The organism is Caldimonas manganoxidans ATCC BAA-369 (assembly GCF_000381125.1).
Taxonomy (GTDB): Bacteria; Pseudomonadota; Gammaproteobacteria; order Burkholderiales; family Burkholderiaceae_C; genus Caldimonas; species Caldimonas manganoxidans.
Genome location: NZ_KB905940.1, coordinates 15,508 through 30,783, shown reverse-complemented (window position 1 = coordinate 30,783; position 15,276 = coordinate 15,508). Strand labels below are relative to the sequence as shown.

The following is a 15,276-nucleotide window of genomic DNA, read 5'->3' as shown; positions in this document are numbered from 1 at the left end:
GCGCGACAGCCCGCCCCCGGCCGACGATCGGTCCGTCGGACATATGCGCGTTCAGCGCCGCTGGGGCCATGATGAGCGCAAACGTTCGACGGCCTGCAAGCTCGTGGCCACATGTCCTTCCGGATTGGGGTCATGATGAACATGGACGATTCGACCCTCCGGACTGATGACATAGGAGATGCGGTCGGCCATTTGGGATCGCGCGGCGATTTGGGCTTGGTAGGCACGGATGACGCGGGCGCTTTCATCGGCACCGACGGCAAACTTGTTGCGACACGCCTCGATCGAAAAACGCTGAAGCGTCTGGATGTCGTCATTGGAGAACTCAATGACCGTGGCGCCCAGCGCGGCAAAGCGATCACTGGCCTGCGCGAACAGGTTGGCCTCGTAAGTGCAGCCGGACGTAAAAGCCTTGGGATAGAAGTACAAGACCACAGGGCCGCGAGACAAGGCTTGTGACAGGTCGAACTGAAAGACTTCGCCTGCGCGAGCGGCCTGGATGGTGAACGGTGGCGCGAGCTGCCCAGGCTTCAGGACGGCTTGGGCTGCGGTATGCGCCCAAGCCAACATCACCACTGCAACCGCTTGGCGAAAGAAGACGGCCACACGCATAGGGCACTCCTTCGGAGAGAATGCCCGTATGCTAGCGGTGTGCCGCTCAGCATCGTCCATGCGAGGCCTTGCCCCTGGCACCCAATGGGAGACTCGATGAGTACCGCAACCGCTATCCTGGCCTTCAGCGCTGCCGTCGCTGTTTTGACCATCACGCCCGGCCTGGACACGGCCCTCGTCTTGCGCACCGCGGCGGTCGAAGGCCCGCGGCCGGCCTGGCGTGCAGGCGTGGGCATCGTCTGCGGAGTGCTGGCCTGGGGGCTGCTCGTGGCCTTGGGCCTGGGGGCCTTGCTGGCCGTGTCGGAGGTGGCTTATGGTCTGTTGCAGATGGCTGGCGCAGCCTATCTCCTCTACCTCGGCGCACGCCTGCTGTGGACCGTCTTCACGACGGCCCCGGTGGCCTTCCAGTTCGGCGCGGCCAGCCCGAGTTCGGACGGCAACGGCGGTGCGGGCTGGTTTCTTCGAGGGCTGCTGACCAACCTGCTCAATCCCAAGGTCGGCGTGTTCTATGTGAGCCTGCTGCCCCAATTCATGCCTGCGCAGGCCGACGTGCTGTCCCTCAGTGTCGTGATGGCGGGCATCCATGCCGCCATGGGGCTGGTCTGGTTTGGGGCCCTGATCCTGGCCACGCGGCCGCTGGCGGGCTGGTTACGACGGCCCAGCATCGTGCACACGCTCAATGCCATGACCGGCATGGCGCTGATGCTGTTCGGGCTGCGCCTGGCGCTGTCCAAGCCCGGCACCTAGCATTCAGGCATCGCGGCGCCTTGCCGCCGTTGGGCGCATCAGCCCTTCCTGCGCCACGGAGGCGACCAAACGCCCATTATGGGTGTAAATTTGCCCGCGGCTGAAGCCGCGCGCGCCACCCGCCCATGGCGATTCGGTGGTGTAGAGCAGCCATTCGTCCATGCGAAAGTCGCCATGGAACCACATGGCGTGGTCGAGGCTGACCACCTGGACATTGCCTTTGTAAAAGCTCAAGCCATGGGGCATGAGCGCCGGCCGCAGCAATCCGAAATCCGACGCGTACGCCAGCATGGCCTGGTGCAGCACCGGATCATCGGGCAGCCGATCGGCCGCGCGCAGCCAGGCATCGTGTCGGGGCGGTGCAGGCGGTGGATCGAAGGCGTCCAGCGGCGTCAGTGGCCGGATCTCGATGGCCGTCTCGGCATGAAGCACACCGCGCAGCGACTCGGGAACTTTGTGCAGCCAGGCTTGACGCAGCTCCCATTCGCTGACCAAACCGTCAGGGCCGGGCACTTGCGGCATGGTGCTGGCATGACTGGCGCCCTCCTCCGTCACATGGAACGAGGCCGCGAAGTTGAAGATGGGTTGTCCGTGCTGGATGGCGACCACGCGCCGTGTGGTGAAGCTGCCACCGTCGCGGATGCGTTCTACGTCATACACGATGGGAGCATGCTTGTCCCCGGGGCGTAGAAAGTACGCGTGCAGGGAGTGGATGCGGCGCAAAGGATCGACCGTGCGAGCCGCAGCCATCAGGGCTTGGCCCAGCACTTGGCCACCAAACACGCGCGGGCTGCCGATGTCTCCACTGACACCGCGAAAGAGATTGAGTTCGAGCTGCTCGACCTGAAGCAGCTCGACGAGTTCTTGGACGACGGGTTTCATGTCCGGAGGATGGCTGGCGCCACATGCGCCATGCGCTGTGTGCTTTGCATCAGCAACTGCGCAGGCCCAGCTTGGCAAACAAGCTTTGATCGCGCTCCCAGTCTGGATTGCCGGTGGTCAGCAGCTTGTCGCCGTAGAAAATCGAATTGGCCCCGGCCAGAAAGCACAGCGCCTGCACGGCCTCGCTCATTTGCTGGCGCCCGGCCGACAAACGCACCCGAGCGGTAGGCATGGTGATGCGCGCCACGGCGATGGTGCGCACGAATTCGAGCGGGTCCAGCGGGTCCAGGCCATGCAGGGGCGTGCCCTCCACTTGCACCAGATGGTTGATCGGTACCGACTCCGGATACGGGTCCATGTTGGCCAGCTGAGCGATGAGCCCGGCACGCTCTTCCCGCGATTCACCCATTCCCACGATGCCGCCACAACAAACGTGCATGCCCGCAGCGCGCACATGTTCCAAGGTGTCCAAGCGATCTTGGTAGTCGCGCGTGCTGATGATGCGGCCGTAGGCCTCGGGGGCCGTGTCGAGATTGTGGTTGTAGTAATCCAGCCCCGCCTCCTTGAGCGCGCGCGCCTGACGGTCGGTCAGCATGCCCAGGGTGCAGCAGGTCTCCAAACCCAGGTCTTTGACCGCGCGCACGAGTTCGACCACCTTTTCGATGTCGCGGTCTTTGGGCGCTCGCCAAGCCGCGCCCATGCAGAAGCGGCTGGCGCCCTGCTCTTTGGCCGCCGCCGCCGCGCGGCGCACCTCGTCCACATCCAGCAGCTTGCCGGCTTGCACGCCGGTGTCATAGTGCACCGACTGGGGGCAATAGCTGCAGTCTTCGGGGCAGCCACCGGTCTTGATCGACAGCAGCGTCGAGCGCTGCACCTCGTTGGCATCGAAGTGCTGACGGTGCACTTGTTGCGCCCGGTATAGCAAATCATTGAATGGCAGCTCGAACAAGGCCAACACGGCTGGCCGAGGCCAGCGCGGCGCATCCGGCTCGGCAGGTTTGCCAGGCCGGATCAGGTGAACGGGCTGAGACGAGACGGTGGCTTCGGTCATCGTTCGAGAGCGTGTGCAGCAATGAAACCCGCAGTGTATCGCCCCGGCCGTTCACGAGACCGGGCCGGGCAGACTGGGCCTCGCACGCGGGGGCGCCGGACGACGCGGGCCCCAAGCGCCCTCCATGATCGCTTCATGCAGACGTCGTACTGTCGCAGGCAGATCATCGGCTTGCCCCAAGCCGCGCAGCACGGCCACGCCCGCGGCACCACAGCGCGCTGCTTCGCGGGCCCGGGCCTCGTCCATGCCCGCGATGGCCACCACCGGACAATCGAGCAACTGGCACCAGTAGGCCAGGTTGTCCTCGCCTTGCGCCATCCAAGGCATCTGCTTGGTCGTGGTGGGATGAATCGGTCCGCAGGCAATGTAGCTCGGACGCAGTGTCAAGGCCCGGCAGACCTCCCAGTGGCTGTGCGTACTCAAGCCCAGCCGCACGCCGGCGCGGCGCAGCGCAACCAAGGCCTGAGCGTCCAGCGCGAGCAGGTCTTCCTGCCCCAAGTGCACACCATACGCCCCTTCCTCCAAGGCCAAGGCCCAGTGGTCGTTGATGAACAGCTGCGCGCCTACGGCCTGCGCCGCACGGACGCTGCGCCGCACCGCCTCGCGCAGCGCGGGATCCGGGGCCCGTTTGATGCGCAGCTGCAGGCTTCGCACCCCTGCGGCCAGTAGGCGTTCGATGCCTTCGGCACTGTCGGTGATGGCATACAAGCCCAGCACCGGTCGCTGCAGGGGCGCAAACCCCTCCGTCTCGTCCACGGGCCAGTCGGGCTGTCGCAACCGAGGCAGGTTGGCCAGTCGGCTGGCAAATCGCCCACCCGGCCGCACCGGGCCGGCGCCCTGCCCCGCCGGATGGCCGCGCCGCAGAGCCTCGGCCGTGGCCATCTTGGCCAGCACCAGCGCATCGGCCTCGCAATGCCCCCAAGCCAGGGCAGCGGCGGCCGAGGCTGCGAACACGCAACCGCTGCCGTGATGATGCTGCGTGTCGATGCGTGGCAGATCCAGCCAGCCCTCGGCCTGGGGCGTGAGGATCCAGTCACGGGCCCAAGGCCCGCCGGCATCGCCGCCGGTGATGGCCACGGCCCCAGGGCCCAGGGCTTGCAAGGCGCGGGCTGCGCTCGGCAGCGAATGCTCGTCCCGGAGCTCTCGGTCGAGCAGCCAGGCGGCCTCGTGGCGATTGGGGGTGATCAGCGTTGCCCGGGGCAGCAGCTCGTCGAGAAAGGCTTGGCGCAACGCGGCATGGGCAAACACGGCCCCGGTGCTGGCAGCCCGCACCGGGTCGAGCACCAAGGCCACCGCAGCCTGTTCGCGCAGGCGGTCGACCCAGCGGGCCACGCACAGCACATTGTCGACGCTACCCAACAAGCCGAGCTTGATCGCCCGTGGCGGCAGATCCTGCGCCAGCGCCGCCAGTTGGGCCTCGAGCACGTCCGCATCCACGGCATCGACGCGCAACACGGCCCGTGAGTGTTGCGCCGTAAGGGCAGCCACCGCGGTGCAGCCGTGCACGTCGAAAGCCTCGAAAGCTTTGAGATCGGCTTGCAGGCCGGCCCCGCCTCCGCAATCGGAGCCGGCGATGCTCCAGACGATGGGCGGCTTCACAGGTCGAAGGGCCGTCCGGCCACGGGCGTCGAGGCCACCGCCATGGATTGCGGTTCGATCAGGCCGCTGCAATAGCCTCGTCGTCCGGCCTCGATCGCATGACGGAAGGCCGTGGCCATGCCCACCGGATCGCGGGCATGGGCCACGGCCGAGTTCAACAGCACGGCGTCGAAGCCCAGCTCCATGGCCTGCGCGGCATGCGAGGGCGCCCCGATGCCGGCATCGACGATGAGCGTGGCCTCGGGCAGGCGGGCGCGCAGCGTGCGCAGCGCCCAGGGGTTGAGCAGCCCCTGCCCTGAGCCGATCGGGGCGGCCCACGGCATCAGGATGCGACACCCCACATCCAGCAGGCGCTGGCAAGTCACGAGGTCATCGGTGCAATATGGGAACACTTCGAATCCGTCTTTGACGAGCTGGCTGGCGGCTTGCACCAGTTCGAAGGGATCCGGCTGCAAGGTGTGCTCATCGCCCACCACTTCGAGCTTGATCCAATGGGTGTGCAACAGCTCGCGCGCCATATGCGCCAGGGTGACGGCCTCGCGGGCGCTGCGGCAGCCGGCGGTATTGGGCAGCAGCCGGACACCACTTTGGCGCACGATGTCGATGAAGCCGTTGTCGGCGCCGCCTGCGGCCAGCTGGCGTTTCAGGCCCAGGGTCACCACCTCGGTGCCCGAAGCCTCGATCGCCTGGCTCAGCACTTGCGGGGAGGGATAGCCAGCCGTGCCGAGCAAAAAGCGGCTGCGCAGGCTGACGTCGGCCAGCATGAAATCGTCCGTGGGCATGGCTAGCCTCCTACGATGGGTTGAAAACACGTCACGCAATCGCCATCACGCAACACGCAATGGCTCCGTTCGCTTCGCGGCACGAACTCGCCATTGAGCGCCGTGGCAACGCTTTGTGGCTCCAGACCGCGCAGCGCCAGCAGTTGGGCCAGCGTGGTGCCCACTTGGATCCGATGGACCTCATCATTGACCCGGACCTGGCAGGTCGCAGAGGAAACGTCGGTGTGCGTCATGCGGGATCGACCTCGGGTTGGAGGGCTGGCATCATCGCCGCGACCGCTTGCTCGACGAGCGCGGGCGTCAGCAACCAGCCGTGGCGAAACAGGCCGTTGATGCGAGTCAGCCCCGGCAGCATCTCCACGCAAGGCAAGTTGTCGGGCAAGGCCGGGCGCAGATTGACCTCGGTGTGGACGAGGCGCGCTTCGGCCAGCTCAGGCACCACGCTGTGAGCCGCCGACAGCAAGGCCAAGGTGCTGCGCACGGACACCGGCGAGCGATCTTCGGATTCGATCTCGCTGGCCCCAACGACGATCACATCATCAGGGCGTGGCACCAGATAGACCCGCCAGCGAGGATGCAGCAAACGCACCGGCCGGTGCAGCACCACGCCCGGCGCGTGCAGCCAAAAGATCTCACCGCGAACGCCACGCACGGGCAGCGCAGGCCGCGCCCCCAGGCCACGCACATCGAAGACCCAGTCGTAAGCCTGCCCCTCGATTCGGCCGGGCTGCAGTTCGCGCACCGCAGCACCCCAGTGCCATCGAACGCCTTGCCCACTGGCGGCTTCGGTCAAGGCTTGCAGGGCTTGTACGGGATGGATGCACCCCTCCTCCCGCAGCCACCAGGCATGGCTTGGCCCATGGATCGCCGGTTCGAGTTCGCGCAAGCGCTCGGGGCTCAGCGGCTCGGGTTGGTGGCCCTTGGGCGCCTTGGCCCGCAGCAGATCGAGCAAGCGCCGGGCCGCCCCGAGATCGCTGCCGTGAGCCAGCAACATGCTGCCGTCCACGCGCAGGTCCACGGGCATGGGCAGTTTGGCGACGATGCGCGGCCACAGCGTCAAAGAGCGCAGGCCCAACTGCGCCAGCTCGGTGGTGGCGCATTCGAGCTCGGCCACAGGGCTGAGCATGCCGGCAGCCGTCCAGGCCGCCGCCCCCCGCGCCAGCGGCCCCTCGCTGGGGTCGTACACGGTGACGCGGTGCCCGGCCTGCGACAACTGCCAGGCCAGCAGACGCCCCAACAGGCCCGCTCCGGCAATGCCGATGGACATCGCCGCCATGGCTCAGCCCTGAGGATGCAGCGGGATGTAAAGCTCGCCACCAGCTTGGCGAAACTCCTCGGACTTCGCCGCCAAGCCTTCGGCCAGGGCCTGATCTTCCGAGATTCCCTGCTGGGCGGCGTATTCGCGCACCTCCTGGGTGATCTTCATCGAGCAGAACTTGGGCCCGCACATCGAGCAGAAGTGCGCAACCTTGGCACTGTCCTTGGGCAAGGTCTCGTCGTGGAATGCCCGCGCGGTGTCAGGGTCGAGCCCGAGGTTGAACTGGTCGGTCCACCGGAATTCGAAACGGGCCTTGGACAGCGCATCGTCGCGCGCGCGCGCGCCCGGGTGGCCCTTGGCGATGTCGGCCGCGTGGGCGGCGATCTTGTAGGCGATCAAGCCTTGCTTGACATCGTCGCGATCGGGAAGACCCAGGTGCTCTTTGGGCGTGACATAGCACAGCATGGCCGTCCCGAACCAGCCGATCATGGCCGCGCCGATCGCACTGGCAATGTGGTCATAGCCTGGCGCAATGTCGATCGTCAGCGGCCCAAGTGTGTAGAACGGCGCTTCGTGGCAGTGCCGCAGCTGCTCTTCCATGTTGGCCTGGATCAGATGCATGGGCACATGGCCGGGGCCTTCGATCATGGTTTGCACATCGTGCTTCCAGGCGATCTGTGTGAGCTCCCCCAGGGTGCGCAATTCGGCGAACTGGGCTTCGTCGTTGGCATCGGCCAGCGAGCCCGGGCGCAGGCCATCGCCGAGCGAGAAGCTCACGTCGTAGGCCTTCATGATTTCGCAAATCTCTTCGAAATGCGTGTAGAGGAAGTTCTCGCGATGATGCGCCATGCACCACTTGGCCAGAATGGAGCCACCGCGTGAGACGATGCCCGTGCGCCGCCGCGCCGTCAGCGGGATGTAGGCCAGACGCACGCCCGCATGGATGGTGAAGTAATCCACCCCCTGCTCGGCCTGCTCGATCAGGGTGTCGCGGAAAATCTCCCAGGTCAAATCCTCGGCAACGCCGCCGACCTTCTCCAAGGCTTGGTAGATCGGCACGGTGCCGATGGGCACCGGTGAGTTGCGCAGGATCCAATCACGGGTGGTGTGAATGTTGCGACCCGTGGACAGGTCCATCACGGTATCGGCCCCCCAACGGATGGCCCACACCAGCTTTTCTACCTCTTCCTCGATGCTGGAGGTCACGGCCGAGTTGCCGATGTTGGCATTGACTTTGACCAAGAAGTTGCGCCCGATGGCCATCGGCTCGAGCTCGGGATGGTTGATGTTGGCCGGAATGATCGCCCGGCCACGGGCCACCTCGTCCCGCACGAATTCTGGCGTGATCAGCTCGGGCAGGCAGGCTCCGAGCGGTTGGCCTCGCAGGCGCGCCTCGCGTTGCGCGTCGGCCAGGTGTTCACGCATCCATTCCCGGCGACCGTTCTCGCGGATGGCCACGAACTCCATCTCGGGCGTGACGATGCCACGTCGGGCGTAGTGCATTTGGGTGACGTTGCGACCAGCGCGCGCACGGCGAGGTCGGCGCTGCAGGCCCGCGGCCTGGGCGCGCAAGGTTTGCAAGCGCTCATGGGCTGCGTCGCGCAGGCCATCATCCACGGCCTGTGCCACACGGCCCTCATAGGTCTGGGTGTCGCCACGGGCCTCGATCCAGGGCTGACGCAGCGCCGGCAGACCGCGTCGCACATCGATGAGCGCTTGCGGATCGGTGTAAGGGCCCGAGGTGTCGTACAGCGTGACCGTCTCGCCATTGGTGAGCTGCACCTCCCGCATCGGCACGCGCACCGTCGGGTGCAACTGGCCCGAGACCCAGACCTTGCGAGACGCGGGAAAGGGCTCGCGCGCCTGCGCGAGCCATTGAGCAAACTTGTCGGGGGCGTTCATGGGGGCTCCTTTCCGGTTCGTGGCTGCTCCGGAAAGTGCCCTTTGGGTGCTACCCCCTTTCAAGGGGGCCCCAACCCGCTCGGGCCAGGGGCGCAAGGGACAAATTCAGCTCTTCTTCCGCCGGTATTAACCGGATCAAGTTCATCGGGTTTGGCGTCAAACGCCATCTCAGCACACGGTGCACCCCGGAGCGACGCTGAGTGTAGAACCCGGCCAGCAGCCGCGTCAAGACAGTGGGCGCTGCCCTCACGTGTCGCGTCATCGCGCTTGGGTTCAGGCACCCCGCGCAGGCGCACGCGATCGCTCAACGCGCCGGCTCCAGCCGCAATGTGGCTCCTTGCGCGTCGGCCGGTGCCCACAGCGGCACATATTCGACCTTGGCCCAGCGTTCGACGAAGTCATGGTAGTGGCGCGACAACACGATGCCGGATTGACCGCTGGAGTGCATCACGCGAGAGCGTGACGGATCGTGCACGTCATACAGGGCGCGCAAGCTCGGCCCATGCTCGTTCAAGTAATGCTCGCCCGTGCTGGCATCGGCTCGCATGTTGACCCGCGCCACGTTCACCGTGTAGGTGTCTCCGCCCACGGGAACGCGCAGCTCGAACAGCGGAGCCAGCGCCTTGATGCGGCTGAAGGGGCGGTGCTCGGCGCGGGATTGATGGACCTGACCCCACTGCCAGCGGGCGGGGTCGGAACCCTGCAAGGATTCCAACTCCTCCAAGGCTTTGTGGAAGGCCGCGTCGATCTGCATTTGGCAGCTTTCGGTGACCTCAGGCGTGCGCTTGTCATCGCACCACCAGGCGTCGTCGCGCATCAATATGCCTTCGACGGCGTCGCGGAAATTGCGTGACCCCGACAGCGCACGGCCAAGAAATTCGGGGCCGACCTCGTCGGCCAGCAGCCCTTCGGTCAGATGCCGGATCCAAGCCCAGAATACCAGCGGCTCGGGCCGCTGTGCGGCCATCGTGCCATCGAACTGCGCGAGCATGGCATGCACCGGTGCGGCCAGCCGGTGTGAAGACTGCGCACGGCGCAAATACGGCAGGAGCTTGACGGTGGCCAGCGAAAGCTCGTCGGCCTGCATCCGGGCGAAACTGTCCAAGTCGTGCCGCTGCTGCGCTTGCAGCAGGGCTTCGATGCGCTCTTGGCGGTAAGGCAGCGCCCATTCGCTGCCCAGATAATGCGGATAGTCCGGCCCGTGGATGCGTTGATTGGCCGTGGCGATCCACCCCCGCGCCGGATCGATCTCACGCGGCGTGAGGCTGGTATCGAGATAACCCACCCAGTCGTAGCGGGCCTCCCAGCCCGGTGCCGGCACCTGGCCTTTCAAATCATTGTCCGGTGCCCGCAGCGGCACCCGGCCGGCGGCCACCCAGCCGATACGTCCGTCGCGGTCGGCCACCACCATGTTTTGCATGGGGGCAATGTTCAGCGAGGCTGCAGCTTCAATGAATGCCGGCACGCTGGAAGCCCGGTTGATCGCCAGCGCCCCTTCCATCGAGGTGTTGGGCACGTCCAGCGCCGTCCAGCGCATGGCCAGTGCATACCGGGGCGCCTCCTTGGGGCCGGTCAGACCGTCCGCTCCGGCAGCCGGTGCATCCGAAATCACCGGGCCGTGACGCGTGGCCCGCACGGTGAACTTCACTTCGGCCCCGCCCCGCACACGCACGGTCTCCTCGAAGGTCTCGAAGCGCGCCCAGCCCTCGGGCGTGCGGTACAAGGATGGGTCTTCCGGATGAATTTCTTCGAGATAGAGATCTTGCACGTCCGGCCCGGTATTGGTGAAACCCCAGGCGATGTGCTCGTTTTGCCCGAGCACCACGACCGGCAACCCCGGCATCGTGGCCCCGGCCACTTTGAAGCCGGGTGCCTCCAGGCGTGCGAAGTACCACAAGGCCGGCGCACTGAGCTTCAAATGGGGGTCGTTGGCCAGCAAAGGATGCCCCGTCTGAGAACGCGCCCCCGAGACGACCCAGTTGTTCGAACCCAAGCCCTCGATGCCCGACGGCGGCGCAGCGTTCAATGCATGCTGTCCGAGCTTGCCATCGAGCTTGAGCGAACGATACAACGCGGCGTAATCGGCCAGCGGCAGGGGCGCCTCCCCAGGATACGGGGGCATGAGTTCGTTGATGCGCTGCACCGGCAGACTCAAGGCCAAACGCATGCGGATCAACTCCGCATTCCAGTTGGCGCCCAGGTCCCAAGCCATCATCGTGGTCCAGGCCAAGGTGTCGGCGGGTTCCCAACGCCCAGGCTGCAAGCCGAGGATGAGGAACTCCGGCGGACGCACATCCATGTGCTGTTCGACGAAGGCATTGATGCCCGCTGCATAGGCTTCGATGGCGCGGCGCGTCTCGCCCTGCACGGCTTGCCACTGGGCCTGTGCGGTGCGCCTCACCCCCAAGGCTCGCAGGAAGCGGTCGGTGTCCAAGGCCGACTCGCCGAACACCTCGGCCAACTGGCCACGACCAATGCGGCGGTGCATCTCCAGCTGCCACAGTCGATCTTGGGCATGCACGAAGCCCAAGGCAAACATCAGGTCTTCCAGGTTCTGCGCCCGAATGGTGGGGATGCCGTGTTCGTCGCGCACGATGCTGACCGGGGCGCTCAGCCCCGATACCTTCAATTCGCCCTCGGTCTTGGGCAGCACCAATGCGCGGTAGGTCCCTATGGCAGCGACCAGTGCCACCACGAGCAATAGCACGGCCGCCAGCATCCCTCTGAGCCACTTCACGGTTTCGTCTCCATCGGTCGATCGTATGCACCAAGGCCGCGATCCTGCGGGGACCGCGCGATGCAAGTTTGGCACACCCGTGCACACGGGGCCCAGCGCACCGCGTTGCGTCCTGTTGCGAGCCCGCATGCCCATCGGCTGCCGATGGATGCAGAATCACGAGGCATGAACATCATCATCCTGGACGATTATCAGGACGCCGTGCGCAAGCTGCGTTGTGCGGCCATGCTGGAGCCCTACAACGCCAAGGTCTTCACCAACACGGTCAAGGGCATTGGCCAACTCTCGGTGCGGCTGCGCGATGCCGACGTGCTGGTGCTGATCCGGGAGCGCACGCAATTCCCCCGGCAGTTGCTGGAGAAGCTGCCTCGTCTGAAACTGATCTCCCAGACGGGCCGGGTGGGCCCGCACATCGACATCGACGCCTGCACGCGCCTGGGCATCGCCGTGGCTGAGGGGGTGGGTTCGCCGGTGGCGCCGGCAGAGCTCACGTGGGCCTTGATCATGGCCGCCATGCGGCGGTTGCCGCAATACATCGGCAACCTCAAGCATGGAGCTTGGCAGCAGTCGGGCCTGAAAGCCGCTTCCATGCCCCCCAATTTCGGCTTGGGCATGGTGCTCAAGGGCAAGACGCTGGGCCTATGGGGCTACGGCAAGATCGGTCAACTGGTGGCCGGCTACGGCCGTGCTTTCGGCATGAAGGTGCTGGTGTGGGGCAGCGAAGCTTCACGCCAGCGCGCCCAGGCCGATGGCTTCGAGGCCGCCTTCAGTCGCGAGGCCCTCTTCGAGTCCAGTGACGTGCTCTCGCTGCACCTGCGCCTGGTGCCCGAGACCCGGGGCATCGTCAAGCTCGATGACCTGCTGCGCATGAAGCCTACGGCGCTGTTCGTCAACACTGCGCGCGCCGAACTCGTGGAGGACAATGCCTTGGTCAGCGGTCTGAACAAGGGCCGCCCCGGGATGGCCGCCGTGGATGTCTACGAGACCGAACCGCCCTTGCCCGGCCACCCGCTGCTGCGCTTGGAAAACGCCGTGTGCACCCCGCACATCGGCTATGTCGAACAAGACAGTTACGAGCTTTATTTCAGCGCAGCATTTCAAAACGTCATCAATTTCATCGAAGGCCGGCCCACGAACCTGGTCAACCCAGACGCGCTGAAGGTCTTCCGCGGATGAGCCCGATCGCCATGCCGGGACCCCACACGCTGGCGGCGACCCGGCGGGTGCTGATGTTGGGCAACTTCGTCATCGGCTGTGGCGTCATGGTCGTGGGCGGCACACTCAACGACCTGGCGCGGTCGTTGCAAGTGTCGGTGGCCGTGGCCGGCCAGCTCATCACGGCAGCAGCCGTCGTGATGGCCGCTGGGGCCCCCATGCTGGCCGTGTGGGTCTCGGGTTGGGACCGGCGGCGCCTCCTGTCCGGCGCTCTCGTGTGGTATGCCTTGGGCCATGGCCTGTGCGCCCTGATGCCCGATTACGACAGCCTATGGCCGCTGCGGGCCTTGACGATGTTGGCCGCTGCGGTGTTTACGCCTCAAGCGGCCGCCGCGATCGGGCACATGGCCCCGCCACAGCAGCGTGGGCGCAGCATCACGACCGTGTTTCTCGGCTGGGCCCTCGCCTCGGTCCTGGGCATGCCCCTGAATGCCTGGATCGGCGAAACCCACGGCTGGCGCGCGGCGATGGCCTTCGTCGCCCTGCTGTCCCTCATGGCGGCTGGGCTCGTTCTGCGCTGCATGCCAGCAGGCATCCAGCCCCCCGGGCTGAGCCTGCGCGCCTGGCGCGGCGTGATGACCCACCCGGTGTGGATGGCCATGGTCGGGGTCACGGCACTGGCCGGAGCCGGACAGTTCACTGTGTTCTCTTACTTCGCGCCGTACTTTCGAGACGTGGTGCAGGCCACGCCCGGTCAGCTCGCGCTCATCTTCGGCTGGTTTGGTCTGTGGGGCCTGATCGGCAATCTGCTGCTGTCGCGCACGGTCGATCGCATCGGCGCGCACCGGGCGGTAGCCTGGTTGCTGGGTCTGATCGTGCTCAGCATGAGCCTGTGGCCACTGGCCCGTGGTCTGGCTCTGACGCTGCTCGTGCTGGTGCCCTGGGGCCTGAGTTGCATGGCCTCGAACTCGGCCCAGCAAGCTCGGCTCAGCCATGTGGCCCCCCTGCTGGCGCCGGCGCTGATGGCACTCAACACAGCGGCCATCTACCTTGGGCAAGCCACAGGAGCCGCCGCCGGAGGCTGGCTGGTGGCCCATTGGGGCTACGACTGGCTACACCGGGTCGGGTTGGTTTGGGTGATCGCGGCCTTGGCCCTGAGCTTGTGGGCCCAACGGGTGTGTGCGCGCACCCCTTCCCTGAGCGAGGCCCCACCCGGCTAACCCGTGGCCCTCAACCCAGGGCGGACTGCAGCAGGGCCGGCAGCGGGCCAATGGCCCGCAAGGCATCCGGTGGTGCATCGGCCACCATGTCAGACCATGGCCAGGGGTCATGGAACCGCACCTCGGTGCGCCCGTCCGATGCACGCACCACGTCGATCTGCCATGGCAGCTCGATTTCACGACTGCCATCGTCCATCACCACCGGCGTCACGCCGCCGGACAAGCCCAACACCAGCGTGGCTCCCGGGCACTCGGGCGGAATCCGCTTGGCAAAGACGACCAAACCGTGCGAGGACGCAGCCGCCTCGATCTTGGAGACCGTTTCATCGACATCGTAGGGGCTGACCAAGGCATGACGGCCAGGCCGGTCCACGGCGTCTTCCGTCTTTCCCCGCGCCAAAGGCGAGCTCAACGCGGCCATCACGACGGCCACACAACCCGTCATCCACAAGCGCAGCGGCGCGCGGCGGTGCAAAGAACGCGGCATGGGCTCCTCCTTCCAGTGCGAGGGTCGCCGATGGCGACGCAGGGTGAGGCCTGGGCACACCCCAGGCAACGACGCTGTTTTACAACGAAAAAGAGGCGCCTGCGTGAATTTCTGTTGACAGATCGAAATTTTTACAATCTGATTCGCGCCTCTTTGCGGCACGGATCAGTCGTGCTTGGTGCCAAAGATTTTGTCGCCGGCATCGCCCAGCCCGGGGATGATGTAGCCGTTCTCGTTGAGATGGCTGTCGATGGCAGCCGTCCAACACCGAACGTCCGGATGGGCGGCGTCCAGTGCTCGCACGCCTTCGGGGGCTGCCACGAGCACCAACGCCCGGATGTCCTTGCAGCCCTTGCGCTTGAGCAGATCGATCGTGGCATTCATCGAGCCGGCCGTGGCCAGCATGGGGTCGATGATGAGGGCGGTGCGCGCTTCCAGGTTGCCCACGAAGTTCTCGAAATAGTGCTCGGGTTGCAAGGTGTCGTGGTTGCGCGACAGGCCCACGACGCTGATCTTCGCGTTGGGAACCATGTCCAGCACGCCGTCGAGCATGCCGATGCCCGCCCGCAAGATGGGCACGACCGTGACCTTCTTGCCTTTGATGCGATCGACTTCGGTGGGGCCACTCCAGCACTGCAAAGTGACCTTCTCCAGCGGAAAATCGGCTGTGGCCTCGTACGCGAGCAGTCGGGCCACCTCGGAGGTCAACTCACGGAATTTCTTGGTTGAAATGTCGGCCTCTCGCAGCAGGCCGATTTTGTGCTTGACGAGGGGGTGCTGGACTTCGATGACAGGCATGGGATTCACCGGAAAACGGACCTCGGTGCGGCCGTGTGCCGAACCG

At 66.0% G+C, this 15,276-nt stretch carries 14 protein-coding genes and 1 riboswitch; of the genes, 3 read left to right on the top strand and 11 right to left on the bottom strand.

Annotated features, from left to right (window positions below):
- Nucleotides 1-51 precede the first annotated feature (51 nt).
- Nucleotides 52-612, bottom strand: coding sequence for a peroxiredoxin (locus F615_RS0108415; protein ID WP_019560738.1), 561 nt, complete (start codon nt 610-612; stop codon nt 52-54).
- Between the two features lie 96 nt (nt 613-708).
- On the opposite strand from F615_RS0108415, the gene F615_RS0108410 reads away from it, so the two are divergent.
- Nucleotides 709-1,359 carry a LysE family translocator gene (locus F615_RS0108410; RefSeq protein ID WP_019560737.1) on the top strand — a complete coding sequence of 217 codons (651 nt, stop codon included), beginning with the start codon at nt 709-711 and terminating at the stop codon, nt 1,357-1,359.
- 3 nt (nt 1,360-1,362) lie between these two features.
- On the opposite strand, the gene F615_RS0108405 is transcribed toward F615_RS0108410, so the two are convergent.
- The 8 genes from F615_RS0108405 to F615_RS0108370 all read right to left on the bottom strand — a co-directional run bounded on the left by F615_RS0108405 (nt 1,363) and on the right by F615_RS0108370 (nt 11,570).
- A complete protein-coding gene (locus F615_RS0108405) occupies nt 1,363-2,241 on the bottom strand; it encodes an acyl-CoA thioesterase (protein ID WP_019560736.1) in 879 nt (292 codons plus the stop codon).
- A 49-nt stretch (nt 2,242-2,290) separates the two neighbouring features.
- A complete protein-coding gene (gene bioB, locus F615_RS0108400; protein ID WP_019560735.1) occupies nt 2,291-3,292 on the bottom strand; it encodes a biotin synthase BioB in 1,002 nt (333 codons plus the stop codon).
- Between the two features lie 51 nt (nt 3,293-3,343).
- Nucleotides 3,344-4,891, bottom strand: coding sequence for a bifunctional hydroxymethylpyrimidine kinase/phosphomethylpyrimidine kinase (thiD, locus tag F615_RS20405; RefSeq protein ID WP_019560734.1), 1,548 nt, complete (start codon nt 4,889-4,891; stop codon nt 3,344-3,346).
- Nucleotides 4,888-5,673, bottom strand: a complete 786-nt coding sequence (locus F615_RS19880) for a thiazole synthase (protein ID WP_019560733.1) — start codon at nt 5,671-5,673, stop codon at nt 4,888-4,890. The genes thiD and F615_RS19880 overlap by 4 nt, the downstream gene beginning before the upstream one ends.
- Before the next feature lie 2 nt (nt 5,674-5,675).
- Nucleotides 5,676-5,906 (bottom strand): sulfur carrier protein ThiS, encoded by a 231-nt coding sequence (gene thiS, locus F615_RS0108385; protein WP_019560732.1) that lies wholly within the window; start codon nt 5,904-5,906, stop codon nt 5,676-5,678.
- Nucleotides 5,903-6,949: an FAD-dependent oxidoreductase gene (locus F615_RS0108380; RefSeq protein WP_019560731.1), complete on the bottom strand. Its 1,047-nt coding sequence runs from the start codon at nt 6,947-6,949 to the stop codon at nt 5,903-5,905. Before F615_RS0108380 ends, thiS begins: the two co-directional genes overlap by 4 nt.
- Nucleotides 6,950-6,952: 3 nt before the next feature.
- The gene (thiC, locus tag F615_RS0108375) at nt 6,953-8,833 is read right to left on the bottom strand and encodes a phosphomethylpyrimidine synthase ThiC (protein ID WP_019560730.1); all 1,881 of its coding nucleotides are present in this window, start codon (nt 8,831-8,833) and stop codon (nt 6,953-6,955) included.
- 95 nt (nt 8,834-8,928) lie between these two features.
- Nucleotides 8,929-9,031: riboswitch (TPP riboswitch) on the bottom strand.
- A gap of 106 nt (nt 9,032-9,137) precedes the next feature.
- On the bottom strand, nt 9,138-11,570 hold the full coding sequence (locus F615_RS0108370) for a penicillin acylase family protein (protein WP_026330152.1): 2,433 nt from the start codon (nt 11,568-11,570) through the stop codon (nt 9,138-9,140).
- Between the two features lie 165 nt (nt 11,571-11,735).
- On the opposite strand from F615_RS0108370, the gene F615_RS0108365 reads away from it, so the two are divergent.
- A complete protein-coding gene (locus F615_RS0108365; protein ID WP_019560728.1) occupies nt 11,736-12,746 on the top strand; it encodes a D-2-hydroxyacid dehydrogenase family protein in 1,011 nt (336 codons plus the stop codon).
- An 11-nt stretch (nt 12,747-12,757) separates the two neighbouring features.
- A complete protein-coding gene (locus F615_RS0108360; RefSeq protein WP_051090214.1) occupies nt 12,758-13,945 on the top strand; it encodes an MFS transporter in 1,188 nt (395 codons plus the stop codon).
- A gap of 10 nt (nt 13,946-13,955) precedes the next feature.
- Here F615_RS0108360 and F615_RS0108355 read toward each other — a convergent pair whose 3' ends face one another.
- Nucleotides 13,956-14,432, bottom strand: coding sequence for a DUF302 domain-containing protein (locus F615_RS0108355; RefSeq protein WP_019560726.1), 477 nt, complete (start codon nt 14,430-14,432; stop codon nt 13,956-13,958).
- Nucleotides 14,433-14,597: 165 nt separating this feature from the next.
- On the bottom strand, nt 14,598-15,230 hold the full coding sequence (gene upp, locus F615_RS0108350) for a uracil phosphoribosyltransferase (protein WP_019560725.1): 633 nt from the start codon (nt 15,228-15,230) through the stop codon (nt 14,598-14,600).
- Nucleotides 15,231-15,276: the final 46 nt, after the last annotated feature.